This window comes from Ruegeria sp. BHSA163 (assembly GCF_059613365.1).
This window is the reverse complement of record NZ_JBXWSJ010000008.1, coordinates 68740-92086: the sequence shown is the minus strand read 5'-3', so window position 1 is coordinate 92086 and position 23347 is coordinate 68740. Positions and strand designations below refer to the sequence as shown.

Here is a 23347-nt window from a genome sequence, read left to right as displayed (position 1 = left end):
ATTGAGCTGTGCGTATCTGATGTCTGATATCGCGAGTTGTCTGTATAACGTCCCCAACCAATTTCTATTAAGGAGCGTGACATGCGATTCATAAAACGTATTCTCTTAACTTTGCTTGTCCTCATTTTGGCTCTTGTTGGCGTCTCTTATTTGTTGCCGAGTAAGGCGGAAGTTTCCCGCAGTATCACTATCAACGCTCCCGCCAGTGCAATCTTTCCTTATGTAAATTCCATGCAACAGACCGAAAAATGGTCGCCATGGTTGTCCCGCGACCCGCAGACCGAGTTGTCATACAGCGGTCCCGAGGCTGGGGTGGGCAATACTTTGTTATGGAGCTCTGACCATCCGCAAGTTGGCAGTGGATCGCAGGAGATCATCGAGAGCATCCCAGATCAATCCGTTAAGACGGCTTTGAATTTTGGGCCGATGGGGACTGCTTCGGCCTCGTTTCAATTGAAACCTGAGGGAAATCAAACGCAAGTAACTTGGGGATTCGAATCTGAATTGGGATTGAACCCTATGTCGCGTTGGATGGGGCTGATGATGGATAATTGGGTTGGTGGCGATTATGAAAGGGGTCTAGTGAATTTGAAAACTCTGGTTGAACAGCAGGCCTGAAAATCGACGGTGTCCAAGTATTTGATGGTCTGAAAACAAGGTCGACTGAGCAGACCAAATGATCTAACACCTTTCAGATAATGGCGAAAACTCAGGGCATTTTGCCCGAATGGCAGGGGAAGTAATCTGATGGCAATCACCGAGAGCGAGATAGCTGAGGCTCGGGTAGCTTGGGGCAAAGCACTAGTGGCAATCGCCAAGGCTTACAAGGTCGAGGGTATAGATGGCGCGCGGTTGATTGCGGAAAAGACACTGGATTCTGCTTATGGCTATAACCTTGGACCGGTTCTGTTCAAACCGACTATGGCAAGCGGCAAGCAAACATTTCGCCCAACCAGAAAGGGCGCGTTGTCTTATTTCGTTGGTCATGATGCAGAATACCCTTTGGACAGTGGCTTTGGCTTAAAAGGTTGGCGAACGGTTACATCAGAGACATCTGCAACTTTCATCGAAGGCGATGTTGCGATGTGGATGGGTTGGGTATTGATGACGGACAAAGATGGCAATGAAACCAAGGTGGATAAAAGTTGGGGTTACAAAAAAGATGCCAACGGAACGCTGCGCATCATATTGCATCATTCGTCTTTGCCATACCAACCATGATGGTCATCAAAGTGGGATCGCTTGAGGCCCTTAGGTAATATTCAATTTTTGCACACGGCCTTTCGTGAACCCGCTCATCGTCAAGTGACACAAAAAACCCCGCCATGTGCTGGCGGGGTTCTTTATCAGTCAACGCATGAATGGATGTTCAAATCAGCCTTTTTTCAGAACCTCACGACCCAACAACTCAGCGATCTGAACTGCGTTCAATGCGGCGCCTTTGCGCAGGTTGTCAGAAACACACCATAAATTCAGGCCATTCTCCACAGTCGAATCCTGCCGAATACGACTGATGAAAGTCGCAAAATCTCCTGCGCACTCTACCGGTGACACGTATCCACCGGCTTCGCGCTTGTCGATTACCATGATTCCCGGAGCTTCGCGTAAGATGTCGCGTGCTTCATCTTCGTCCAGAAATTCTTCGAACTCGATATTTACTGCCTCGGAGTGGCCAACAAAGACCGGTACACGCACACAGGTCGCGGTGACTTTGATCGAAGGGTCGACGATCTTCTTTGTTTCAACGACCATCTTCCACTCTTCCTTGGTCGAGCCGTCTTCCATGAAGACGTCGATTTGCGGAATGACGTTAAACGCGATCTGTTTCTGAAACTTTTTAGGTTCAACTTCGGTTGTAGGGTTATAGATGGCCTTGGTCTGATCCCACAGTTCATCCATCCCTTCTTTGCCAGCGCCAGATACAGACTGGTAGGTTGAAACAACAACGCGCTTGATCTTGGCGCGGTCGTGCAATGGCTTAAGCGCCACAACCATCTGTGCGGTCGAGCAATTGGGGTTAGCGATTATATTCTTGTTCTTGTAATCGTGGATCGCTTGCGGGTTGCACTCTGGCACAATCAACGGGATATCCGGATCGTACCGGTAAAGCGAAGAGTTATCTATAACCACGCAGCCTGCATCGGCCGCTTTGGGGGCATAAATCTTGGTCGCCTCAGATCCCACAGCGAATAAAGCAATATCCCAACCTGCAAAGTCGAACGTATCCAGGTCCTTGGTCGTGAGCGTTTTGTCGCCAAAGCTGACCTCAGTACCCAAGGAACGACGGCTAGCCAGTGCGGCAATTTCATCGATGGGGAACTGGCGTTCATCCAGTATGTTCAGCATTTCGCGGCCCACGTTACCCGTGGCGCCGACGACAACGACGCGATAGCCCATTTCATGTCTCCAAAGTTAAGGACGCGCGTTCATAGCTGCGTTGCAGAAAAGAAAAAAGGCCAATTGCACAGGAATTCCGCGCAAATCACCGATTTGACGTGATTGTGGCCGTTACGGTGCGTCCAGCAGAGCGCGATAGACCCGGACGATTGCTTGCGCCTCGTCCTCGATTCGAAAGTATTGTTCGACATGGGCGCGGGCAGCGTTTCCTGTTTCGGATAGTTTTTCAGGATCGCTGAGCATGTCATGCAGGGCGTCGGCCAACGCCCGTACGTTGTCTTTTTCCACCAGCCGACCAGTCACCCCATTTTTAATCTGAGCACTAAAGGCGCCTACACCGTCGCTAGCTATTACCGGCACGCCCGAAGCCATCGCCTCCAATGGTGTCAGACCAAACCCTTCGTGGCGCGCTGGGGCGACAAACAAGTCAAGAGCGCGGTACATTTCAACGATTTCTTCCCACGGACGCTCTCCAAGAAAATGCAGCCGGTCGGACAACCCGGCTGCGGCAACTTTTTCTTCTAGTTCCTTTTGGAAACCTTCAAATTCTTTGGTTGCACGTCCGGTGAACACGATCTGGGCGTCGGGATGCCTGGGAAGAACCTCGATTGCGGCATCTACCAGCAGATCGACGCCTTTCTGCGGCCGAATTCGGCCAAAGCATCCAATGAGAGTGCCATTAGGTAACCCAACCGAAGCACGAAGTAACTGTTTGTCACTTGTTGGATGGAATAATTCAGTGTTCACGCCGTGCATTATCACGGTAGCAGGGTATTTCAGAAAGGATGCCGCCTGAGGTGTCGTTGCAATCAGCCCATCCATCCTGGAAATCAGCCACTTGGTAAACCGGGAATGGTCGCGTTGTGCGGCTGAAGTGAACAAAAGCCTAAAGTTACACCGCAAGATCGACTTTAACACTAGCCCCATCAGCATCTCGGTGTTTCGTCGCGCATGCCAAACCCGACGGATTTTTCGCGAAAGAAATGGTAATTTCCAGAGCCTAATATGGGGAATATCAGACGGAAGCCCGGGTCCGGTCGCGCGAATTCCAATCATTTTTTGCTGAATCGGAAGCAGTCGAACAACGGTTGTGGTTACGCCAGAAAGACTGTGTTTCAGATTGGGGGCTATTACTTCGATTTCCTGCACGGGCTGTCTCCGATCCGTCAGTCCACGCTGTCCCGGCTGAATAGGTAGATCAGACAGCCAAAAACAAGGGCAACTGCAAAAAACGCAAAGATCGCAGTGTATGGTGCCGTTGGACTAATATTGACATTGGCCGCGTGAATGCGCCCGGTCGCAAATTGCGCTAACCCAACTCCGCCAATGCCAAACAGGTTTAGCAGTGTCACACCGCGGCCAACTAGATGCGCCGGAATGAATGCACGCCCATGTGCCATGATGACCGGAAAACTGGCCCCCAGAAATCCTATGACGGCCAATAACAGAGCCGAGAACCACACGGAATCTTCGATCCAAAGGCACAAAAACGCCAGAGCACCCGCGCCCAGGGCGTTTCCACCAAAGATTACCCATTTGCGGGTTTTCAAGATTCGATCCAAGGGACCGTAAGCGAAGGTTCCCGCGATCATCGCGGCACCCATGATCAATGTAACTTGACCGATTTGTGTGGTACTTAGCCCAAAAACATCCCGCAGGTAAGGCCCAGCCCAAAGTCCGCGTAAGGCGGCAGATGGCGCATAGGCTACAAGCATCAGTGGCAGGATCGTCCATAAAGCAGGGTTTTTCAAAAGGCTTAGCACAGTACCTTTATGTTCTGTCTCTACCCTCTTGGGGTCGGTTACAGAGACCCAGATTCCCATCGCCACAACGGTGGAGACGAATGCCAAACCGCCCAGAGTAGCGCGCCAGCCCATTAGCTCAACAGCCAGCGCTGTTGGATAGGACGCGACCAGATTTCCGATCGAGCCAACACCCAACATAACTGCGGCGAGGGTCGCAAACTTTGCAGGCGGAAACTCTCGGGCGAATATGAAATAAGAAGCCATCAGCACCGGTGAACATCCAACGCCGATCAGTCCCATCGCCACAGACACATGCATTGGCGTTGTGGCGACCGCAAACAATGCTGCTCCGCCTCCACCGCCAAGCAACAACAAGATCGATGCGGTTTTGCGGGGTCCGATACGGTCCAGTGCCCAACCAACCGGGATTTGCATGGCGGCAAATATCAAAAACCAAAGACCCGAGGCAAACGCCAAGTCCTCTGGCGACGCACCAATATCGCGTCCCAAGTCGGTGGTCAGAACCGCCAGAAATGCCCTGAAGAACTGGCTGAGGACGTAAGCCAGACACAAAATGATCAAACCTGCCTGCATCCAGTCCTCCTTATCCGAATGCTTGGCATGTCACGCTGCCGTGCACAAGCTCATGCGATATGATTCAGGTTTGGGAAACCGATAAGGATCACGCTATCTTCAACGAGAATTACTTTTTGCGGATCAATGATGACTGACAGAGATTCTCAATTTTATGCGACGGTTCCGATTTCTGACGACTTCCTCAGCCTAAGCGAGCCCGATCAGTTCCGGGCTCTACCCGACAGCTGGTATGTCGGGGTGGCCGATATCGTTGACTCGACCGGAGAAATTGCGCGAGGTCGGTACAAAACCGTCAATATGGTTGGCGCGGCGGTGATATCGGGTATGATTAACGCTTTGGATGGTCGCGTCTTTCCCTACGTGTTTGGAGGGGATGGCGCAGCATTTGCGGTGCCGTCTGAGGATGCTGAAATTGCGCATCGAACTCTGGCCATTTTGCGTAGTTGGGCCAAAGCTGAGTTTGATATCGCCTTGCGTGCGGCTCTGATACCAGTCAAAGCCATTAGGCAGGCAGGTCGCGACATCAGAGTGGCCCGATATGCGCCTTCATCAGGTGTAGACTATGCTATGTTATCTGGCGGCGGTTTGGCCTGGACTGAAGGGCAAATGAAAGCTGGAAATTTTGCTGTGCCACCCGACGATAGCGACACGCAGCCCGATTTGACCGGGCTTTCTTGTCGCTGGTCCAACAGTGCAGCTCGCCATGGTCAAATCGTTTCACTCGTTATTCAGCCCGATTCCGAGTCTAACGAAAGCGATTTTGCGGAAATTGCAAAATTGGTATTGTCCACGGCACAGTCCTTAGACAGGGCTGGGCACCCGGTTCCCGAACACGGACCTCCAATAAAATGGCCTCCGCCAGGTGTTGATTTGGATGCGCATGTCTCACGTCAGGGACGAAACTTGTTTCTGCACAAGCTCAGACTGCTTGCCGAAAACCTATTCCTAGGACTTTTGTTCAAGTCGGGCATGCGATTGGGAAACTTTGAACCAGTGCATTATCAGCGAATGGTCAGCAGTAACTCAGATTTCCGCAAATTTGACGACGGCTTGAAAATGACGCTGGATTGCGACCCTGCCACGCTGTCCCGGATCGTCCAAATTTTAGACGACGCACAGAAAATCGGTAAAATCCGTTATGGCTTGCACGCCCAACAGGAGGCGATGATGACCTGCTTTGTCCCTTCAGCGATGCGCGATGACCACGTGCATTTTGTTGATGGTGCATCCGGCGGCTATGCGCAGGCCGCGGCGATGATGCGCGCACAGTAAGATAATGTTTTAATAAGAGATTGCGCTTTCACCTGAAAAACATGGTATTCGCATGTGATCTGAGCAAGCCTACGATGTTCCAGTTTTTTATTGATCTGGCAAATAAACTCGAAAAGTTCTTATTTTACGATGAGTTGCACTTAGGTGGGATTTAAGCAAGAATTGACCATGTCTGATGAACTGCCACTGATGTCCCGGTCTCTTCCAATCGCTTTACTGAGAGCTCGGGAAAAGGTTATGGGACCGATCCGCGCCATTTTGGCTGATGCTGGTGTGACCGAACAGCAATGGCGTGTATTGCGGGTTCTGAAAGAGCAGGGGCCGCAGGAACCAACACAGATAGCGGCCAGCGCCTGCTTGCTTTTGCCGAGTTTGACGCGGATCCTCAAGAAACTGGAAGATAAGAACCTGATTTTTCGCCATATTTCTCCAAACGACCGGCGTCGCCAGATCGTGGAAATCAGCGAAGGCGGTGAACAGATTATTCAGGCAAACATCGCCAGAAGCTTGGGTCAGGCTGAACAAATTCGCAATCTTCTGGGTCCGGATCGACATGACTTGCTTCTGGATATTTTGGGAGAATTGGATGATCTGGAAACTTGATCACAATGGATCAGCCACGCAGTCTTCTCACGGAATTGAGAAATAGATGATTTCGGCATAATTTTTGCACCGTAATACACGATTGGGTTGGATTCGATGGCAGGACAGAACCGACCGACATTACCGGAAAACTCAAAAGACGCAGCCGGCAGATCTGTTTCGACATTTGTGGACCTGGTTTCTCACTTGGGTGCTCGCGTTCGTAAGGCCCGGCAGATCAAGCGAATGTCACGTCGAGAGCTGTCTGAAAAGTCAGGAATTTCAACGCGGTATTTGGCCCAGCTTGAGGCGGGAGAGGGCAATATTTCCATCGGGTTATTGCAGCGCGTTGCGCAGGCTTTGGATTACAGGATTGAATGGCTTATTGCCGAAAATGAGCCTTGGGATTCGGAAACCCTGCGTGTGGTTGAGTTGTTTCAGAGGGCAGATCGCAGTGTCAAGGACACCGTGTTGCGAAAACTGAGTTCCGAACCCTTGGATTCCCATCGTGCGCACCGGATTTGCTTCATCGGTTTGCGAGGTGCCGGAAAGTCGACTCTGGGCGCGTTGGCGGCAGACACATTGCGATTACCTTTTGTAGAGCTGACGCGTGTGATCGAGGACATGGCTGGGATGCCACTACAGGACATCATGGCGTTCTTCGGGCACGAAGGTTACCGCAAGCTGGAATCGCAGGCTCTTGACCGAACTATCGAGTCTAACGAACGAATGGTGCTTGCCGTCGCTGGGGGAATTGTGGCGGAACCAGCCACATATTCAAAGTTGCTAGACCGTTTTCACACAATTTGGTTGCGTGCGTCGCCTCAAGAACACATGGATCGTGTCCGTGCGCAAGGGGATGAACGACCTATGGCCGGAAACCCGGCCGCGATGGATCAATTGAAATCGATCCTTGCCAACCGCGAGGCGTTGTATGCTCAGGCCTCTGCTCTGCTGGACACATCGGGTCGTTCAGTCGATTCCTCGTTGCAAGAGGTTCAGGCGGTAATCAAGGAAATGAAGTTTCTGGATTGACATTGTGAGTCTATTTTGGGTCTTTCAACCAGTTTTCTGCAAAATCAAACCGATCAAGTTTGGCGAGCCGGCACACTCTGTCCAGCTCTGATTCCAGTCGTTTTGTTCTCGCTTGTGACCATCGCACCGATCTTTCGGGCCAAACCGCTTTCACCTTTAGAACGCTTTCGTCTCGATGCGCCTTCATGTCCATTCTTCCGATAAGGCGGTCGCCTTCAAGCATTGGAAAGACGTAGTAGCCATAGATGCGTTTGGGCCCGGGCACGAAAACCTCGATCCGGTAATGAAATCCGAAAAGGCGTTCAGCGCGATTGCGGTCGCGCAGCATCGGGTCAAATGGGCTGAGTATTCGGATCCGCCTTGGGGTCGGTGGTAATGACAAGGCCACATCATTAGTTCCGGGGCGCGCCACCCCTTTGCGGATGCGTCCGTCCGCGCATGAAACATTGACCTCCTCTAATTCTCCCCGTAATAGAGCCTGATCTGTCCAAGTTTTTGCCTCGGCCGGGCTAACGGTGTCCCAAAAGGCCGCCAGTTCGCCCGATGAGGCGAATCCTAGTCGGTCAAGCGCGGCGTTGCACAGCCAATCGATGGTATCCGCCGAACTGAATTCCTGGTAACCGGGGCATAAATGCTCCTCGATCACACGTTCAGTTAGATCATATCGTTTTTGGAATCCCTCGCGCCCAATGACCGTCAGGGCACCAGAACGCCATAGGTAATCCAGCGCGGTTTTGGAAGGATGCCAATCCCACCAGCCGCCTGGCGTTCCCTTTTTTTCGCCTTTCCCCAAATCAGAAGAGCTAACCGGCCCATGATCACGAACATGGCGCAAGACTGCGCCGAATTGTTCTTCCATTGTCACGCGCCGGGAATTACTCCATCTCGCCTTCATCGTTTTTGCATCGCGCTGAAAACGTAGGTGCCAATGAGGATAGTATTCCATTGGAATCACTGAAGCGTCATGCGTCCAATGTTCGAACAACGCTCTATCCGCCTCATATAGGCGTTTCAAGTTGTTGGTCCGATAGGATGGCCTGCGTGAAAACAGGATCATGTCATGTGCGCGGGCGACAGTGTTGATGCTGTCGAGTTGCACGAAGCCCAACCGCTGAATCAAGTTCAACAAGTCGGCACCTTTGGCCGAACCGGATGGTTGCTCTAGCAGAGCATGGCGATCCATGAACAGGGCACGGGCCGCCTTATTATCTAGTTTTTGCATTTAGTTTCCGTCAGCGCCGCTTGAGCGTATCACCAAAGCTGATCTTGGGGGTCAGGGTTATGCGGGATTCTATCTCTACTTCCGGGTCTTTCAGTTGGGTCGAGATTATTTCGGCCGCTTTGCGGCCAATTTCCAGACGACAGGCATCCATGGTCGCCAGTTTGCGCGGCAAACCCTGCAGTAACTCAACATTGTTGAACCCGGCCAAGCCAATTTGACCAGGTATTTCAATTCCCTTTTCAAGTAAATACAGCAACCCGCCCGCGCCGATCATATCATTGGAGTAATACAGAAAGTCCAAGTCAGGTGACCGTTCGAGCATCGCTTGCGTCATCTCGCGCCCTTTAGCCAGCGCCGACCCGCCCGAGTAAAATTCGCGATCTTCAATCTCGATCCCATGTTTGCCCAGCACTTCGGTAAATCCCTCGAACCGTTTACGGGCCCGATGATCCAAAGGCATCTTAGTGCCCATGAAGCCGATATGCTGGTACCCCGCCTTAAGGATCGCTTGTGCCATCTCGCGCCCCGCGCGGCGATGAGAGATTCCGACCATCGCATCGACCGGTTTTCCATCCGTATCCATGATCTCAACAACTGGGATACCTGCCGAATCCAGCATGGCGCGCGCTGCATCTGTGTGTTCCAGTCCAGCGATAATTACGCCCGACGGCCGCCATGACAACATTTCGTACAGGACCTTCTCTTCCTTTTCGGGCAAGTAATCCGTTACGCCAACGACCGGTTGAAGTTCGGTATCTTCCAATACTTGATTAATGCCCGTCAGAACCTCAGGAAAAACCATATTTGACAGTGATGGAATAATGACTGCAACAAGATTGACCCTACTGGACGCAAGCGCGCCAGCGATCTTGTTTGGCACGTAACCCAGCTCTTTCGCGGCGGCCAAAACCCGGGTTCGCGTGGCGTCGGAAACATCGCCCCGGTTGCGCAGGACCCGACTTACTGTCATCTCGGACACTCCGGATGCTTCAGATACATCTCGAAGAGTAAGCGGGCGTTTGTTTTCTGTTGTCACGAGAGGGCACCTGCGTTGTTGTTTTGCCGGATGGTAGCGTGAACAAGACGTATTTTACAACTGCTACGCAAAGGTCATGACATCCCCAGAAAACCAAGCTACAGAGAACCTTGCGAGGCCCCGTGGCTCAACTGGATAGAGCAGCCCCCTCCTAAGGGGCAGGTTGCAGGTTCGAATCCTGCCGGGGTCGCCAAAACCACCTGAAAAATATGGCTTATATACAGGGCTTTGTGCGAAAGCGTGCAGAAAGTCCCTTCGGCCTTCGCGGCGAAATCGGCTGAAACGGCTGATTTCTCGTACAAAACCTGTACAAAAATCGCACGTTTGTGCGCATTTCTGGGGTCAATCATGAGCCGCCATAGCTTTGATCCCGAAATCGCCGGACGGGTTGGCCTGAACGCGGCAGTGATTTTCCAGAACATCACCTTCTGGATCGAGAAGAACCAAGCCAATTGTCGTAACCTTCGCGACGGGCGGTATTGGACCTACAATTCGATCTCGGCCTTTGGTGAACTGTTCCCCTATCTGAGCGAAAAGCAGATCCGTACAGCGCTCGAAAAGCTGGTCAGCGCAGAGCTGATCATCAAGGGCAATTTCAGCGATGATCGGTATGATCGGACCTGTTGGTATGCCCTGGGCAACTCCATTTGCCCAAATGGGCAAATCGATCCGACCGAAAGGGAAAATGATGCATTTGCCCCTGAGGGCAAGCCATCTGCCCCAGAGGGCAAATCCTATAAGAACAGATATAAACCATATCAAAAACCAAATCCTTCGCACGCGAAGGCGGCGGTGGAGGATGAAGTTTCTGAAAAGATTATGTCCGCCTATCCGGAGGATCGCATTCGCGGCAACGCGGTTTGCCTCTCACAAATCCGCCAAGCTCTGGCCGACGGTGTGAACGCTAAAGACCTTGAGGACGCCGTGCGGGCCTATGCGGCCGAGAGCGAAGGCTTCACCCGATCCAAGGTGTGCTTTTCCGACAACTGGTTCAGCTCTGGCCGTTGGCTGAAATACCTTCACGACGTTGAGGAGGCGCGAGAAGCTGGCAAAGCCAAAGAGGCCGAATTGCTGAAAGGTTTGGCCGATTGGGTCACAGACCGTCATCCCCTGTGCCGCCACATCACACCCGGCCAAGTGACAGCTTTGCTGGCCGCAAACCTGGTCAGCACTGCTGAAATCGAGGCGGCGGGGCTCAGAGCATGAGTGCGGCAGATCCCCACAAAGAGCAGAGAGCAAGGTTACCCACCGATTACATCGGCGGGACTTGTGAGGGGCGGCAAGCCTCCCCTTCAAACCCCAACCAGACGCGCGCAAGCGGCGTCAAAGAGGGCCTTTCCGAGAGTGTGATCTTTCGATGCACACCGTCAGAAAAGGCAGCGCTTGTGGCCAAGGCGCGCGCCGCTGGCCTGCCCAGTGCCACGCTGATGCGCGAGGCCTTGGGGCTGACCGAGGCTCGTCGGCGCAAGCCCATCCCTCGTGTTGACCCGAGGCTGACCTTTGCGATTGCCCGCGTCGGCGGCAACCTCAATCAACTGTCACGCTGGATCAACGGCGCGGTCAAATCTGGTCGCGCGAGCCAGATCGACACGCTTAAGGTCGCGACGCAGCTGGTGGCCATCGAACGGCAGTTGGCGCAGATCGTGGCGGCACACACAGGCGGTAACTGCGTATGATCATCTCGTTCTTCTCTACCGGCACAGGCGGCGGTGCGGCCCCCGTAGACTACCTGACAGCGCGTGAAGTTCTGGCCTATGACGAGAACCGCAATCTGATCCGCGACGACAACGGCCAGCCGCAAACCAAGCTCCGCGACCCGCTGCCCGAGGTGCTGCACGGCAACCCCGACCAAACCCGCGACCTGATCGACGCGAGCCCCAACAGGTGGAGCTACACGGCAGGCGTGATCAGCTTTGCCGATAGCGATGATCCCAGTCCCGACGCCCAGCAAGAGGCCATTGAGCTATTTGAGGCTCTGGCCTTTGCTGGACTGGACAGGGATCATTACGATTGCCTTTGGATGCGCCACTCGCATGAAGGCAACATCGAGCTGCACTTCTGCACGCCACGCCTTGAGCTCAGCACCGGCAAGGCACTGAACATCGCGCCGCCAGGGCATGAGAACGCATTTTCCAGCCTGCGCGATCTTTTGAACAAGAGGCACGGTTGGGCAGACCCTTTGGACCCAGAACGCGCCCGCGAAGTGAGGGCAACGAGTGAAGCACCGACGCGCGCGCAGGGTCGCGAAGCGCTGCACGATTGGATCCTCGATCAGATCAGCGTCGGCATAATCACGGATCGCGCCAGCATGATCGATGCTTTGGCCGATGCGGGCTTCGAGATCCCCCGCACCAGCAAAAACTACATCACCGCCAAAGACCCCGACACCGGTGAGCGCTGGCGTTTGAAAGGAGAGATTTTCCATGACGACTGGCAAGCCGAATCGCCTCGCCGAGAAATTGAACGCGGACCTGGAGACGATCCGGCGCGACCACGCCGCCTTGATGGAGTCTCAGCTGGAGAGCTTCAGGAGCGATTTCAGCAGCATTGCGACCAGCGCGCTGCATACAATCGACACCGATATCAGGTTCTTTCTCAGCGACAGCAAGAGCGAGTTGGAGAGGCGGAGCGAGACGATCCGCCGCTGGTTGACGATCTCCCCCTGGGTGATCGTGGCGATGGCCTCAGTCTGGATCGTGACGGTACTGATCACGAGTTGGTTTTGGACGGGTTTGATCTCGCATTCGGAGATGACGGAACTTGGCCTGACACGGATCGAGCAGGCCGGGCAGACATGGGTGGCGCTGGACCAGAGCCGGACCGATTTAAAAACCTGCACGATCGCGGGGACGCCGATCACCTGCATCAAGATCAAGGAACCTTAGATGACAAAGACCCTGACAGCATTGGAAAAGGAATTGCTCACATCCGTCGAACGGTTGGTGACGGCCTGCGAGAGCTCAGCCAAGGAATTGCACGCCTTGGAGAAACGCTCGACCAGCAGGATCGAAAGCAAGGTGAATGGATTGGCGCATTGCGTGGCGCTATTGATGAAATCACATCTCACGTCCGTCACCACATTGGCCGACTTGCTGCGCGAGGAGCAGAATTACGACACGCTTCAGGTGGGATTACAGACCAGCTGGAAACTAGCGAAAGACGCCGAGAAGCGGCTGAACGAGAGCTAGATGCGAGAGATAGTCTCCGCAGCTCCAGGATCTCGCTTTGAACGAGCTGACGGCGCAGCGTTCGCCGTAAGCGCGCGATAGTCGAGCTGTCTATCTGCCTTGTTATTTCGGTCTTCGGTTCGGCGTCGCGCTTTAAAAACCGAGTGATTGAGGCAGGAAGTGCGAAACACCAAACTTGCCTGCCATTGGCGCGCTTCGTCCTTCTTGGAACAAGGGGCTATTCAGTAGGCTGCTTGTGTGTCGATGCAAATTTGGCAAATTATTTAGCACCTAATGAAAGCTTTGAGTTGTTTCGCGTTTATGGGGCTGTTCCGGGTGATTTGATGTGCGTGTAGACGGTGTTGCGGGACACGCCCAATTTGCGGGCCGCTAGAGCGACATTGCCGTTGCATTGGCGAAAAACACGGTTGATTTCGAGACATTTCAATTCCCGCACCGTGTGGCCGGCACAGCGCGGGCAAGCCTGATCGCCAAGCTCAAGTTGACCGTCGTGCAGCCCGTCTCCCAGATGACGTTCAACGGCTTCCTCACGGATGACGCCAAGCGGGCATTGCACCGCTAGAACGCGCAATTGAATGGCCAGATCGTTGAGGTTTTGCGGCCTGTCGATGGCGCGCAGAACTTCGACCGCGCTGTTCGACAGCTGATGCCCGTGGGAGATTTCCGACAGGATGAAGCCTGCGACCTGAGCGAAATCCGTGCGCTCCGCGAGGGGCGGAAGGTGGAGTTTCATGCGTGTGAGCTGTGAAAACGCCATCTTGATATGTTGCGGCCAATCCACCTTGTCCAAGGCGTGTTCTTCGCTGCCTGTGGTGACGATGACCCATTTGGGACCACTTTTGAGCTGTGACAAACGGTTGGTGACTTGGGCCAATTTTTCGGCCGCGCCACCGTGTATGAGCGCGAGATTTTCGAGCACCAGCGTCCCACCCGAGCGCACATTGAAATCCTGCGTGTTGGGATCGCCCAGAATGTCGGCCATGAGCCGTTCGGCCTCGCCCAGCGCATTTGCCGTGCGGCAATCAACAACGATGAGGGGGCTTTCTTTGTGCAGCTCTTCGTGAACCGTGCGCGCCAATGTGGTGCGGCCTGATCCGGAAGGGCCGAGGATGGTGAATGGCGCGCCGACACGGGCTGAGCGCAAGGCCAATCGCAGACTATTGCGCAGCTGCTCGTCGCGATAAACAGGCGCGTCGGCGACCGTCGGCAGGTTGAAAACGGCAGGCACGGAAAGCGCAATCGAACGCTTTGCGCCCGTGGAACCGTCATGCTTTCGCGTGATGCGGATGCGGGCGAAATAGGCGGCGTTGAGCCAGTCGATGAGCCGGATCACCTCGCCGCCTTCGAGCGGTTTCATGGCCGCCCCGAAACCGCCCTGAAACAGATCGGCGAAGCTGCGCGCAGCACCAAGGTCCATGCCCTTGAGCAGGTCGCTGGCGTGGCGGTTCACGCCCGTGATCGCACCCTCGCCATCGGTTGAAATCATGCCAACGCTTTGGGTCGTGAGATACTCACGACGCGGGTGGAATTGGATAATGTTGTCGGCACGATGCTCGTCGATAAACAGGCGATTTTCGATGTTCGAGGCGGCGAGCGCGACAAGGGCTTGGGTGTGGAACTGACGCGCGGCCACTTCCGAGGAGGCGTCGAGCAGGCCCACGATTTGCCCCTTGCTGTCGAAGATCGGGGTGGAGACGCAGGAGACATTTCCGTGTTTGGAAAAGAAATGCTCCCCGCCCGTGACCATGCTGGTGGCGCCTGTATGCAGCGCGAGGCCGAGCGCGTTGGTGCCGCGCATGTCCTCGCTCCAGATCGAGCCCGAACGGATGGACCGCGCGCAGTCCGAGGCGCTAAATTCGCTGTCCATAATCGCGTCGAGCACCACGCCGGTATCATCGGCAAAAGCCGTCATATAGTTGGTGCCCGCAATCTGGTTCGAGAGCAGTTCCAACTCAGGCCGCACGATGGCGATCAAGCGTTCGTTCTTCTCTTTGCGCTCGCGCAACTCCTGAAACGACAACACGGCGTCAATCGGCTCGCCCATCGGGTCGAGGCCGTTTTGAAGGCAGCGATGCCAACTGTCGGCGATGGCTTCGGGCACGGCACCCGCGGCGAAGCGTCCCTTGGTCTCAAGCGAACTGCGCGCTTTCATGAAAATGGATTGCACAACGTCCTCCCAGCGTTGATCGCCGCGCTTTAACGATTCAACGTTATTGGCCGGCGTTAGCGGTGATAATTACTGGAAAAACCGAGAAAAAGAAGTGATTGAAGGCAATTTGTTCATAAATTGAACACCGTTTTTGGCGGCGAAATCAAATTCTGAACACTGCCACCGCCCCCAGAAAAATTCCGAACTGATTAGTTAGCTGCACGAAACGTCGAGCGCTCATGTCGAGCAAAGAAATGCGACGTGCGGCTGCCCTGTGGCGGCTCTGGGAGGAAAACTATGTCTCAAAAACTGATCGGTAAAACGGCACTTGTATCTGGTGGCTCGCGCGGAATTGGGCAAGGCATTGCGCTGTCTTTGGCGCATGAGGGTGCGGACATCGCTTTTTGCCACTTTGGCGACGATGAGAACGCCGCGAAAACCAAGCAACAGATCGAAGCGATGGGGCGCAAATGTGTTGCGGCCGAATGTGATGTCTCCGACGTCGCCGCCATTCAGAGCTTCTACGTCGCCGCGAAAGACACGCTGGGTGACATTGATATCCTCGTGAATAACGCCGGTCACAACATCACCGAAAACTTCGAAGAGATCAGCGAAGAGAGCTTTGATCGCATGTTGAACGTGCACGTCAAAGGCACGTTCTTCATGGCGCAGACCGCCTATCGCGACATGAAAGTGCGCGGCGAGGGCCGCATCATCAACATCACGTCGCAGCTGGCCTACAAAGGCGCGCCGACGCTGACGCATTACTGTGCGGCCAAAGGGGCGAACGCCACATTGACCCGTGCGCTGGCGCTGGAATCCGCGGACACAGGCGTATTGGTCAATGCCGTCGCGCCCGGTGTCACTAACACAGATTTGCTTACTCCGCTGTCGGATGAACTTCTCGACACGTTGAAAGACGCCATCCCGCTGGGCCGTTTCGCCGAAGTCAGCGAGATCGCGCCCTCGGTCGTGTTCCTCGCCTCCGAGGCGGGCAACTTCTTCCACGGCAGCTGCATTTCGCCCAACGGCGGCGAGGTCATGTTCTAGAGCGCGCGGGCTTTGGGACACGGGAGGATGCCATGAAAGCACAAGTGCTACACACCTATGATGACGATCTGACGGCCGAGAACTGGCTGTCCTATGAGGACGTGCCCGATCCGGTGATTTCCAAGGGCTCGGACGTGATCGTTCGGGTCGGCGGGGCAGGGGTCTGCCGCACCGATTTGCATGTGATCGAGGGCGTTTGGCGACCGCATATGGACCCCACGGGCGACGCTCTTTTGCCGCTCATTCTGGGCCATGAGAACGCAGGCTGGATCGAGGAGGTCGGCGCGGAGGTCGAGGGTCTCAAAAAGGGCGATCCGGTCATCGTGCACCCGAAAATCTCCAACGGGACCTGTATTGCGTGCAGGCGCGGCGAGGATATGCACGGCGAGGGCAGCTTCCCCGGTCTTGATAGCAATGGCGGTTATGCCGAGGCGCTTGTCACCTCCGCGCGCAACCTCATTGCGCTGCCAAAGATGCTCGAACCCAAGGAGGTCGCGCCCTATTCCGATGCGGGCCTGACGGCCTACCGTGCCGCGAAAAAGGCCACGCGTCACCTGATGCCCGGGCAATATGCGGTGGTCATCGGGGCAGGTGGCTTGGGCCATATCGCCATTCAGGTGCTGCGCGCCATGTGCGCCGCTGAGATCATCGTCGTCGACACGTCGGATGCCTCGCTGCAACTGGCGCAGGAATGCGGTGCCGATCACCTGATCCGCGCAGATGGCGGCGAGGTGGAGGCGGTTTTGTCGCTCACCAAAGGCCACGGAGCGGAGGCCGTTTTGGACTTCGTGGGCGAGAAAGGCACCACCGCCAAAGGCATCGCCATGACCCGCGCTGCGGGCAGCTACTACGTCGTCGGCTACGGCGAAGACGTGCAGGTGCCGACCGTGGATTTGGTCATCACCGAGAAAAACATCATCGGAAATCTGGTCGGCACTTGGGCCGAGCTGACCGAGCTTATGGAATTGGCGCACCGCGGATTGGTGAACCTTGAAACCCATGAGTTCAAACTCGAGGACGCCAACGATGCGCTTCGGGCCCTACACCACGGAAAGATCAAAGGACGCGCCGTTCTCGTCCCCTGAGGGGGCGGGCGCGGAGCATCTGCAAAACCGGCGTGTCAAGGACGCGATCACCACCGTGAACATTCAAACTTCTGGGAGGAAAACCATGAAACACTACCTAACGGGCTCTTTGTCCGCCGTTGCACTGACCGTCACGGGCGTGCTGAACGCCCCTATAGCGCATGCCGCCGATTACACGTCGTTTGGCATTGAAAAAGATCTGCCTGGCACCTGTAATTACGCCGCGATCGACGCCAAAGACTACTCGGGCCGCACGCTTGATGTCATCACCCACGCCATCCCCGTGATCGGCGAGCCAACAGCTCTTCACGCCGAGCAATTCGCCGCCCTCACAGGCGCCGAGGTCAACGTCGTCCACGTGCCTTTCGGCGATCTGTTCCAGCGCATCATGATCCCTTTCCAAAGCGGCCAGAACGCCTATGATGTGCTGTTCTACGCCTCGCTGTGGATCGGCGATTTCAACCGTTTCCTCGCCCCCGTGCCCGAAGCCTACACCGCATCGAGCGGCATGTCGGATGTCACCGACAGCTTCAAAGGCGTGGCGACGTGGAACGGAGAAATGGTGCAATATCCGATGGATGGCGACCGCCACTACCTGAAGTACCGCACCGACGTTTTCGAGAATGAGGAGCTGAAAGCGAAGTATCTCGCCGACACGGGCAAAGAGCTTGCGATCCCTGAGACATGGGAAGACTACAACGCGGTTGCGGCCTATTTCTCGGGTTTTGACTGGGACGGCGACGGTGAGGACAACTACGGCTCCGCCGAGGTCTCCAAACGCGACGACCTGATGTTCTCCGCCTTCATCTCGCGCGCCGCACCCTACGCCAAACACCCCGACGTGACGGGGGGCTTCTTCTTCGATCTCGAGACCATGGAGCCGCTGATCAACACTCCTGGCTTCGTGCGCGGCCTTGAGCTGTTCATCGACGCGCAGAAAGCCTTCCCGCCTGGTGGCACGAGCTATGGTTTGGGCGACGAGATCTTCTCCTTCGGGGGCGGTCAGACGCTGATGAGCTACTCGTGGGATGACGCCTTCATTCAGGCCCAGCAGGAAGAAAGCCGCATCCGCAACAAGGTTGCCGCAGCCCCACTGCCCGGTGCCAAAGAGGTCTGGAACCGTGACACAGGTGCGTGGGACAGCTTCGAGGAACCCAACCGCGCGCCCTACATGACTTGGGGGTGGTCCTCGGCCGTCTCCGAGATGTCGGATGACAAGGAAATGGCCTTCGACTTCCTGTGCTTCTTCTCCAACGAGGCCAACACCTTCCACGACCTGCAAATCGGCCGCTTCGGTGTGAACCCTTACCGCGACAGCCATTTCGACAGCAGCTTCTGGCAGGGTCTGGGCTGGGACGCCGATGTGGCCGACAGCTACGTCGACACGCTCTCGGGCATGGAAGAAAGCGCCAACCGCGTCTACGACCTGCGCGTGCCTGGTGTCGGTCAGTTCATGTCCTCGATGGCCAACGGTGTCGCCGAAGCCATGGCGGGCCAGAAGTCGGCACAAGAAGCCCTCGATGACGTGGCCAAGGAATGGGCCGACATCGTTGAGCGAATCGGCGAGGACCGCCTGCGCGAGGCCTACGCCAACGTTGTGCGCCTCGAAGACAACTAAGAAACGCCCACCACTCCACTGAACCAAAGTGCGTCGCGGCTCTCCCTGACCGCGGCGCGCGCACCCAAGTTTCCCAAGGGCTGCAAACGACAGTGCCCAAACGGCGGTGAAAGACCTATGCTCAAAGCCAAACATTTCTTCCTGCTCCCCGCGCTCCTGACGCTGGTGGCCATCATCTTCTTCCCTCTGATCTTCACGGTCCGCGTCAGCTTTTCGAGCTGGGACGTCTATCAGGCCGGCCTAGATTTCATCGGGCGCAAGAACTACCTGCGGGTCTTTGAGGATGCGCGGTTCTGGGAAAGCCTGTTACGCCTCTCGGCCCTCAGCCTCATCACCGTCACTTTACAATACGTCCTCGGTTTCGCCCTCGCCATGGCCGTGTGGAAAGAGGTCAAAGGCCAGCGGTTCTTCCGTGTGCTCTTCTTGATCCCGATGATGACGACCCCCGTGGTCATGTCGGTGATCTGGCGCACCATGCTGCACGAAAGCCTCGGGCCCACAAACGACATCCTATCGATGATGGGGATCGGTCCTGTACCGTGGCTGTCATCTGCTACGGGCGCCTTTGTCTCCGTGGTCATGGTCGAGGTCTGGCAATGGACGCCGTTTATGTTCCTGTTGATGCTGGCGGGTCTGGTCTCGCTGCCCAAGGAGCCCTATCTGGCCGCCGCCATCGACGGCGCGGGCCCGTGGCGGACCTTCTGGCAAGTGACCTTCCCACTCATGGCGCCGATCTCCATCGGGGCGGTCATCATCCGCCTGATCGAGGCCTCCAAGATCATGGATACCGTCTACGTTCTGACTTCTGGCGGGCCGGGAACCGCCACTGAAACCCCATCCTATTACATCTACATCCGTGGCCTGCGTGACTTTCAGGTCGGATATTCGGCGGCCCTGTCGCTGACCTATCTGGTGCTGATGATCATAACCCTGACGATCATCGCCAAACTCCTGATGCGCTTTCTCGTCGGAAAGGACGCCTGAGATGACCCGAACCTATCACACCGTCAAATACCTGTGCCTGTTGGGCTGGTCGATCTTCGTGGTCTTCCCCTTCTTGTGGGCGCTCTCCACCTCGTTCAAGGACGCCAATGCCGTCACCAGCGGGGCAACCTATATTCCATGGCTGGAGTTCGAGCCGTCGACCCAAGGCTGGGCATCGCTCTTTGCCTCGGGCAGCCGCGGCATCAATATCGTCACGCCGTTTCTTAACTCGGCCACGGTGACGGTGCTGGCCAGCATCATCTCCCTGATGCTCGGAACGCTTGCCGCCTACGGGTTGAGCCGCTACCAGTTCCGCGCGGGCTTTGTGAAGAACTCCGACATAACCTTCTTCTTCATCTCGCAACGCATCATGCCGCCCATCGTGCTGGCCATTCCCTTCTTCCTCATGCTCAAGGAAATCGGCGCGCTCGACACGATAGCGGGCCTCGTGATCGTCTATATCGCGCTGCTTTTGCCAATCGCTGTCTGGGTGATGATCGACTTCTTCGGCTCGATCCCGCCCGAGTTGGACGAGATGGCGATGATTGACGGCTGTACACCCATCGGCGCCTTCTTCCGCGTGATCCTGCCCAACTCGGTGGCCGGCATCGTTGTGGCGGGGTTGTTCTGCCTGATCTTCGGGTGGAACGACTTCTTCTTTGCCTTCATCCTGACCTTCACCAAAACCCAACTGCTGCCCGTGGCCATCGTGTCGCTCAACTCGTCGGTGACGCCGTGGTGGTCGCTCTCGGCCTTCGCGCTGATCTCGGTGACGCCACTGGCGCTGGTCGCCGTTGTCGTTGAACGCTTCATGTCGCGCGGCTCGCTCGCAGGCGCATTCAGGTAACCCCATGCTGACACTCGAAAACCTCTCCACCCCCGACGCCAAACTTCCGTTGAAATCGCTCACGGCCACTTTTGAAGCGGGCAAGATCTACACCATTTTGGGCCGCACAGGTGCGGGCAAAACCGAACTGCTGCGCACGTTGATTGGGCTTGATCCGATCAGTGAGGGCGCCATCCATCTGGACGGATCCGACCTTGTGTCCACGCCCATCCGTGCACGCGAAATGGCCATGGTCTACCAGCAGTTCATCAACTACCCGCACCTCGATGTACTCGACAATGTAGCCTTCCCACTGCGCCGCAAAAAGCTCGACAAAGCCTCCGCGCGCGCCAAAGCCCGCGACGCGCTCGCCATCGTGGGGCTTGCAGGGTTCGAGGCACGGATGCCCTCGGAATTGTCGGGCGGGCAGCAGCAACGTGTGGCGCTAGCGCGCGCCATCGTCAAACACGCGCGCATCCTTTTGATGGACGAACCCCTGGCCAATCTCGACTACAAATTGCGCGAGCAGCTGCGCGAGGAATTCCCGCGCCTGCTGCATGAAAACGCCGAAGGGATCATCCTCTACTCGACCACGGAACCGGCCGAAGCCATGCAGCTTGGCGACGAATTGATCGTCATGCATGAGGGGCGGATCGTGGCGCAAGGCGACCCCGCCGCGCTCTTTGATGCGCCGCCCAGTGTGGATGTGGCGCGCGTGATTTCCGACCCGCCAATCTCGATCTGCGCGGGCGAGATCCGCGACGGCGCGCTGCTGTTCTCGGACGGTTCCAGCGCCGGCACAACGGGTCTCACCTTGCCCAAGGATGGCCCCGTGCAAATCGCCATTCGCCCCGACGCGCTCACCATCGGCGGCGACATTTACGCGACGGTCAAACTTGCGGAGTTCTCTGGCTCCGACACCATCGTCCACCTGCAACTTCCCTTCGGCGGAGCGGTCATGCTGGTCGATGGCATCCACGAATTCCATGCGGGTACGCGTCTGTACGTCACGCTCGACCCGCAGGCGCTGCTGCTCTTCTCACAGGCGGGCGACAACATCACTGAAAGGGCTGACTGATGGCCAAAATCACGCTCAAAGGCCTTGGCCATTCCTATTTCATTACCCCGCGCGGCGACGATGATTATGCGCTCAAACCCGTCGATCTGGTCTGGGAAGACGGCAAAACATATGCGCTGCTCGGCCCGTCGGGCTGTGGCAAAACCACCATGCTCAACATCATTTCGGGCCTGTTGAAACCCTCCGACGGGCAGCTTTTGTTCGACGACAAAGACGTCACCGAGGCGGGCACCTCGGCGCGCAACATCGCGCAGGTCTTCCAGTTTCCCGTGATTTACACGACCAAAACCGTGCGCCAAAACCTCGCCTTCCCGCTGGAATGCCGCAACTGGGCATCCGAGAAAATCGCCGACCGCGTCGCACATATCGCCGCGCTTTTGGAGCTTGATGACATCCTCGACGCGCCCGCCCGCAAACTGAGCGCGGATCAAAAACAGCTGATCTCGCTGGGCCGTGGCCTCGTGCGCGACGATGTGAGCGCGGTGCTGCTCGACGAGCCGCTCACCGTCATCGATCCACAGATGAAATTCGGTCTGCGCCGAAAGCTGCGCGAGATCAACCGCGCCACCGGGATCACCATGATCCTCGTGACCCACGATCAGGCCGAGGCCATGTCGTTTGCTGATGTGGTTGTCGTGATGAAAGACGGGCGCGTGCAACAAGCAGGCCCGCCCGAGGAGCTATTCGCGCGGCCGCAAAACGAGTTCGTGGGCTATTTCATCGGCTCCCCGCCGCTCAATCTTTTTGCCACGCAGCCGAAAGATGCAGGGCTGTATTGTCCAGCGTTGGGCGTAAACATCTCGCCTCCTGCGCAGATCAAAGACGAGATACCAAAGGTTGGCGTGAGGCCTGAGCATATTCACCTCAACGAGGACGTTGGTGATTTGGCGCGCGCCACAATCGAGACGATTGAATACCTCGGGATCGACCGCGTGTTTAGCCTGAGAGCCGCAGGCGGAGAGCGGTTCAAAGTGAAATCGCGACGTCATAAACAGCTCATGCAGGGCGATGAGGTGGGACTGATCGTTTCGCCTGATGATGTGTTGTTGTTCGACGGGAGCCAACGTGTCGAATGTAGTCTATCGAATTGACCGTTTGGTAATCCATGGACTGGGGGCCCTGGCGCCCCAACTCATTCATAGATCACTTGCACGTGTGTAAGGCTGTGGGTTCAGATTTGGAAAACTTGACGTTATCAATTTGTCAGGGAGCCTCGCGTGAGCAATCGGCCAAAACCGGGTGTTGACCAATTCCCACGATGCCGCATCGCGGCTTTTTTAAAGCGGATAGAGGCAATAGATCGCAGCATTTTTTTTGATGAGCCGGTGACTGCTATGCGGGAAAAAGCGAACTTTCGCGCAGGCGCTCCAATTACAGCTCACTGACCGACCTCGGTCTTGCAGTTGTCCGGCCCGAAGAAAGATTTATTGATTGATAACCTAACTACATGTTCTTCTTAAAGAAATCTTGTATCGATGCCTGC

The 23347-nt window shown here is 55.9% G+C and carries 21 protein-coding genes and 1 tRNA gene; 16 read left to right on the top strand and 6 right to left on the bottom strand.

Features of this window, described 5'->3' with window-relative positions:
* Positions 1–81: 81 nt before the first annotated feature.
* Together AC2FNV_RS06170 and AC2FNV_RS06165 are read left to right on the top strand one after the other, a co-directional pair.
* A complete protein-coding gene (locus AC2FNV_RS06170; RefSeq protein WP_170480845.1) occupies positions 82–618 on the top strand; it encodes an SRPBCC family protein in 537 nt (178 codons plus the stop codon).
* 129 nt (positions 619–747) lie between these two features.
* Positions 748–1221: a metal-independent carbonic anhydrase family protein gene (locus AC2FNV_RS06165; RefSeq protein WP_496772722.1), complete on the top strand. Its 474-nt coding sequence runs from the start codon at positions 748–750 to the stop codon at positions 1219–1221.
* A 153-nt stretch (positions 1222–1374) separates the two neighbouring features.
* Here AC2FNV_RS06165 and AC2FNV_RS06160 read toward each other — a convergent pair whose 3' ends face one another.
* The 3 genes from AC2FNV_RS06160 to AC2FNV_RS06150 form a co-directional block, all read right to left on the bottom strand.
* Positions 1375–2397, bottom strand: coding sequence for an aspartate-semialdehyde dehydrogenase (locus AC2FNV_RS06160; protein WP_170606408.1), 1023 nt, complete (start codon positions 2395–2397; stop codon positions 1375–1377).
* 111 nt (positions 2398–2508) lie between these two features.
* Positions 2509–3546 carry a glycosyltransferase family 4 protein gene (locus tag AC2FNV_RS06155; RefSeq protein WP_170606406.1) on the bottom strand — a complete coding sequence of 346 codons (1038 nt, stop codon included), beginning with the start codon at positions 3544–3546 and terminating at the stop codon, positions 2509–2511.
* A 17-nt stretch (positions 3547–3563) separates the two neighbouring features.
* Positions 3564–4736 (bottom strand): MFS transporter, encoded by a 1173-nt coding sequence (locus AC2FNV_RS06150; RefSeq protein WP_170606404.1) that lies wholly within the window; start codon positions 4734–4736, stop codon positions 3564–3566.
* A gap of 126 nt (positions 4737–4862) precedes the next feature.
* Here AC2FNV_RS06150 and AC2FNV_RS06145 point away from each other — a divergent pair, with 126 nt between their 5' ends.
* The 3 genes from AC2FNV_RS06145 to AC2FNV_RS06135 all read left to right on the top strand — a co-directional run bounded on the left by AC2FNV_RS06145 (position 4863) and on the right by AC2FNV_RS06135 (position 7628).
* Positions 4863–6011: a DUF3095 domain-containing protein gene (locus AC2FNV_RS06145; protein ID WP_170606402.1), complete on the top strand. Its 1149-nt coding sequence runs from the start codon at positions 4863–4865 to the stop codon at positions 6009–6011.
* Between the two features lie 168 nt (positions 6012–6179).
* Positions 6180–6614 carry a homoprotocatechuate degradation operon regulator HpaR gene (hpaR, locus tag AC2FNV_RS06140; protein ID WP_170480826.1) on the top strand — a complete coding sequence of 145 codons (435 nt, stop codon included), beginning with the start codon at positions 6180–6182 and terminating at the stop codon, positions 6612–6614.
* Positions 6615–6710: 96 nt separating this feature from the next.
* Positions 6711–7628: a helix-turn-helix transcriptional regulator gene (locus AC2FNV_RS06135; protein WP_496772719.1), complete on the top strand. Its 918-nt coding sequence runs from the start codon at positions 6711–6713 to the stop codon at positions 7626–7628.
* 10 nt (positions 7629–7638) lie between these two features.
* On the opposite strand, the gene AC2FNV_RS06130 is transcribed toward AC2FNV_RS06135, so the two are convergent.
* Positions 7639–8850, bottom strand: coding sequence for a winged helix-turn-helix domain-containing protein (locus AC2FNV_RS06130; protein WP_170606398.1), 1212 nt, complete (start codon positions 8848–8850; stop codon positions 7639–7641).
* Between the two features lie 10 nt (positions 8851–8860).
* The gene (locus AC2FNV_RS06125) at positions 8861–9886 is read right to left on the bottom strand and encodes a LacI family DNA-binding transcriptional regulator (RefSeq protein ID WP_170480820.1); all 1026 of its coding nucleotides are present in this window, start codon (positions 9884–9886) and stop codon (positions 8861–8863) included.
* 116 nt (positions 9887–10002) lie between these two features.
* On the opposite strand from AC2FNV_RS06125, the gene AC2FNV_RS06120 reads away from it, so the two are divergent.
* The 4 genes from AC2FNV_RS06120 to AC2FNV_RS06105 all read left to right on the top strand — a co-directional run bounded on the left by AC2FNV_RS06120 (position 10003) and on the right by AC2FNV_RS06105 (position 13115).
* Positions 10003–10079, top strand: a tRNA-Arg gene (locus AC2FNV_RS06120).
* 155 nt (positions 10080–10234) lie between these two features.
* Positions 10235–11092 (top strand): hypothetical protein, encoded by an 858-nt coding sequence (locus AC2FNV_RS06115; protein WP_496772716.1) that lies wholly within the window; start codon positions 10235–10237, stop codon positions 11090–11092.
* Positions 11089–11562 carry a plasmid mobilization protein gene (locus AC2FNV_RS06110; RefSeq protein WP_496772714.1) on the top strand — a complete coding sequence of 158 codons (474 nt, stop codon included), beginning with the start codon at positions 11089–11091 and terminating at the stop codon, positions 11560–11562. Before AC2FNV_RS06115 ends, AC2FNV_RS06110 begins: the two co-directional genes overlap by 4 nt.
* Positions 11559–13115 carry a relaxase family protein gene (locus AC2FNV_RS06105; RefSeq protein ID WP_496772712.1) on the top strand — a complete coding sequence of 519 codons (1557 nt, stop codon included), beginning with the start codon at positions 11559–11561 and terminating at the stop codon, positions 13113–13115. Before AC2FNV_RS06110 ends, AC2FNV_RS06105 begins: the two co-directional genes overlap by 4 nt.
* A 257-nt stretch (positions 13116–13372) precedes the next feature.
* Here AC2FNV_RS06105 and AC2FNV_RS06100 read toward each other — a convergent pair whose 3' ends face one another.
* Positions 13373–15241, bottom strand: coding sequence for a sigma-54-dependent Fis family transcriptional regulator (locus AC2FNV_RS06100; RefSeq protein WP_496772710.1), 1869 nt, complete (start codon positions 15239–15241; stop codon positions 13373–13375).
* A 279-nt stretch (positions 15242–15520) separates the two neighbouring features.
* Between AC2FNV_RS06100 and AC2FNV_RS06095 the strand changes: the two genes are divergently transcribed.
* The 7 genes from AC2FNV_RS06095 to AC2FNV_RS06065 all read left to right on the top strand — a co-directional run bounded on the left by AC2FNV_RS06095 (position 15521) and on the right by AC2FNV_RS06065 (position 22955).
* A complete protein-coding gene (locus AC2FNV_RS06095; protein ID WP_496772708.1) occupies positions 15521–16273 on the top strand; it encodes an SDR family NAD(P)-dependent oxidoreductase in 753 nt (250 codons plus the stop codon).
* Between the two features lie 32 nt (positions 16274–16305).
* On the top strand, positions 16306–17358 hold the full coding sequence (locus AC2FNV_RS06090) for an NAD(P)-dependent alcohol dehydrogenase (protein ID WP_496772706.1): 1053 nt from the start codon (positions 16306–16308) through the stop codon (positions 17356–17358).
* Between the two features lie 85 nt (positions 17359–17443).
* Positions 17444–18976, top strand: a complete 1533-nt coding sequence (locus AC2FNV_RS06085; protein WP_496772704.1) for an extracellular solute-binding protein — start codon at positions 17444–17446, stop codon at positions 18974–18976.
* Between the two features lie 117 nt (positions 18977–19093).
* Entirely contained in the window at positions 19094–19960 is an 867-nt protein-coding gene (locus AC2FNV_RS06080) for a carbohydrate ABC transporter permease (RefSeq protein ID WP_496772702.1), read from the top strand.
* Between the two features lies 1 nt (position 19961).
* Positions 19962–20807, top strand: a complete 846-nt coding sequence (locus AC2FNV_RS06075; protein ID WP_496772700.1) for a carbohydrate ABC transporter permease — start codon at positions 19962–19964, stop codon at positions 20805–20807.
* 4 nt (positions 20808–20811) lie between these two features.
* On the top strand, positions 20812–21864 hold the full coding sequence (locus AC2FNV_RS06070; protein WP_496772698.1) for an ABC transporter ATP-binding protein: 1053 nt from the start codon (positions 20812–20814) through the stop codon (positions 21862–21864).
* Positions 21864–22955 carry an ABC transporter ATP-binding protein gene (locus AC2FNV_RS06065; RefSeq protein ID WP_496772696.1) on the top strand — a complete coding sequence of 364 codons (1092 nt, stop codon included), beginning with the start codon at positions 21864–21866 and terminating at the stop codon, positions 22953–22955. Before AC2FNV_RS06070 ends, AC2FNV_RS06065 begins: the two co-directional genes overlap by 1 nt.
* Positions 22956–23347 lie beyond the last annotated feature (392 nt).

Excerpts from the sequence above, each read along its gene's own strand:
- AC2FNV_RS06110 (WP_496772714.1), top strand. The coding sequence starts at position 11,089 with ATGAGTGCGGCAGATCCCCACAAAGAGCAGAGAGCAAGGTTACCCACC.
- AC2FNV_RS06150 (WP_170606404.1), bottom strand. The coding sequence starts at position 4,736 with ATGCAGGCAGGTTTGATCATTTTGTGTCTGGCTTACGTCCTCAGCCAG.
- AC2FNV_RS06080 (WP_496772702.1), top strand. The coding sequence starts at position 19,094 with ATGCTCAAAGCCAAACATTTCTTCCTGCTCCCCGCGCTCCTGACGCTG.
- AC2FNV_RS06065 (WP_496772696.1), top strand. The coding sequence starts at position 21,864 with ATGGCCAAAATCACGCTCAAAGGCCTTGGCCATTCCTATTTCATTACC.
- AC2FNV_RS06165 (WP_496772722.1), top strand. The coding sequence starts at position 748 with ATGGCAATCACCGAGAGCGAGATAGCTGAGGCTCGGGTAGCTTGGGGC.
- AC2FNV_RS06135 (WP_496772719.1), top strand. The coding sequence starts at position 6,711 with ATGGCAGGACAGAACCGACCGACATTACCGGAAAACTCAAAAGACGCA.
- AC2FNV_RS06070 (WP_496772698.1), top strand. The coding sequence starts at position 20,812 with ATGCTGACACTCGAAAACCTCTCCACCCCCGACGCCAAACTTCCGTTG.
- AC2FNV_RS06130 (WP_170606398.1), bottom strand. The coding sequence starts at position 8,850 with ATGCAAAAACTAGATAATAAGGCGGCCCGTGCCCTGTTCATGGATCGC.
- AC2FNV_RS06160 (WP_170606408.1), bottom strand. The coding sequence starts at position 2,397 with ATGGGCTATCGCGTCGTTGTCGTCGGCGCCACGGGTAACGTGGGCCGC.
- AC2FNV_RS06090 (WP_496772706.1), top strand. The coding sequence starts at position 16,306 with ATGAAAGCACAAGTGCTACACACCTATGATGACGATCTGACGGCCGAG.
- AC2FNV_RS06115 (WP_496772716.1), top strand. The coding sequence starts at position 10,235 with ATGAGCCGCCATAGCTTTGATCCCGAAATCGCCGGACGGGTTGGCCTG.
- AC2FNV_RS06095 (WP_496772708.1), top strand. The coding sequence starts at position 15,521 with ATGTCTCAAAAACTGATCGGTAAAACGGCACTTGTATCTGGTGGCTCG.
- AC2FNV_RS06075 (WP_496772700.1), top strand. The coding sequence starts at position 19,962 with ATGACCCGAACCTATCACACCGTCAAATACCTGTGCCTGTTGGGCTGG.
- AC2FNV_RS06105 (WP_496772712.1), top strand. The coding sequence starts at position 11,559 with ATGATCATCTCGTTCTTCTCTACCGGCACAGGCGGCGGTGCGGCCCCC.
- AC2FNV_RS06085 (WP_496772704.1), top strand. The coding sequence starts at position 17,444 with ATGAAACACTACCTAACGGGCTCTTTGTCCGCCGTTGCACTGACCGTC.
- hpaR (WP_170480826.1), top strand. The coding sequence starts at position 6,180 with ATGTCTGATGAACTGCCACTGATGTCCCGGTCTCTTCCAATCGCTTTA.
- AC2FNV_RS06145 (WP_170606402.1), top strand. The coding sequence starts at position 4,863 with ATGATGACTGACAGAGATTCTCAATTTTATGCGACGGTTCCGATTTCT.
- AC2FNV_RS06170 (WP_170480845.1), top strand. The coding sequence starts at position 82 with ATGCGATTCATAAAACGTATTCTCTTAACTTTGCTTGTCCTCATTTTG.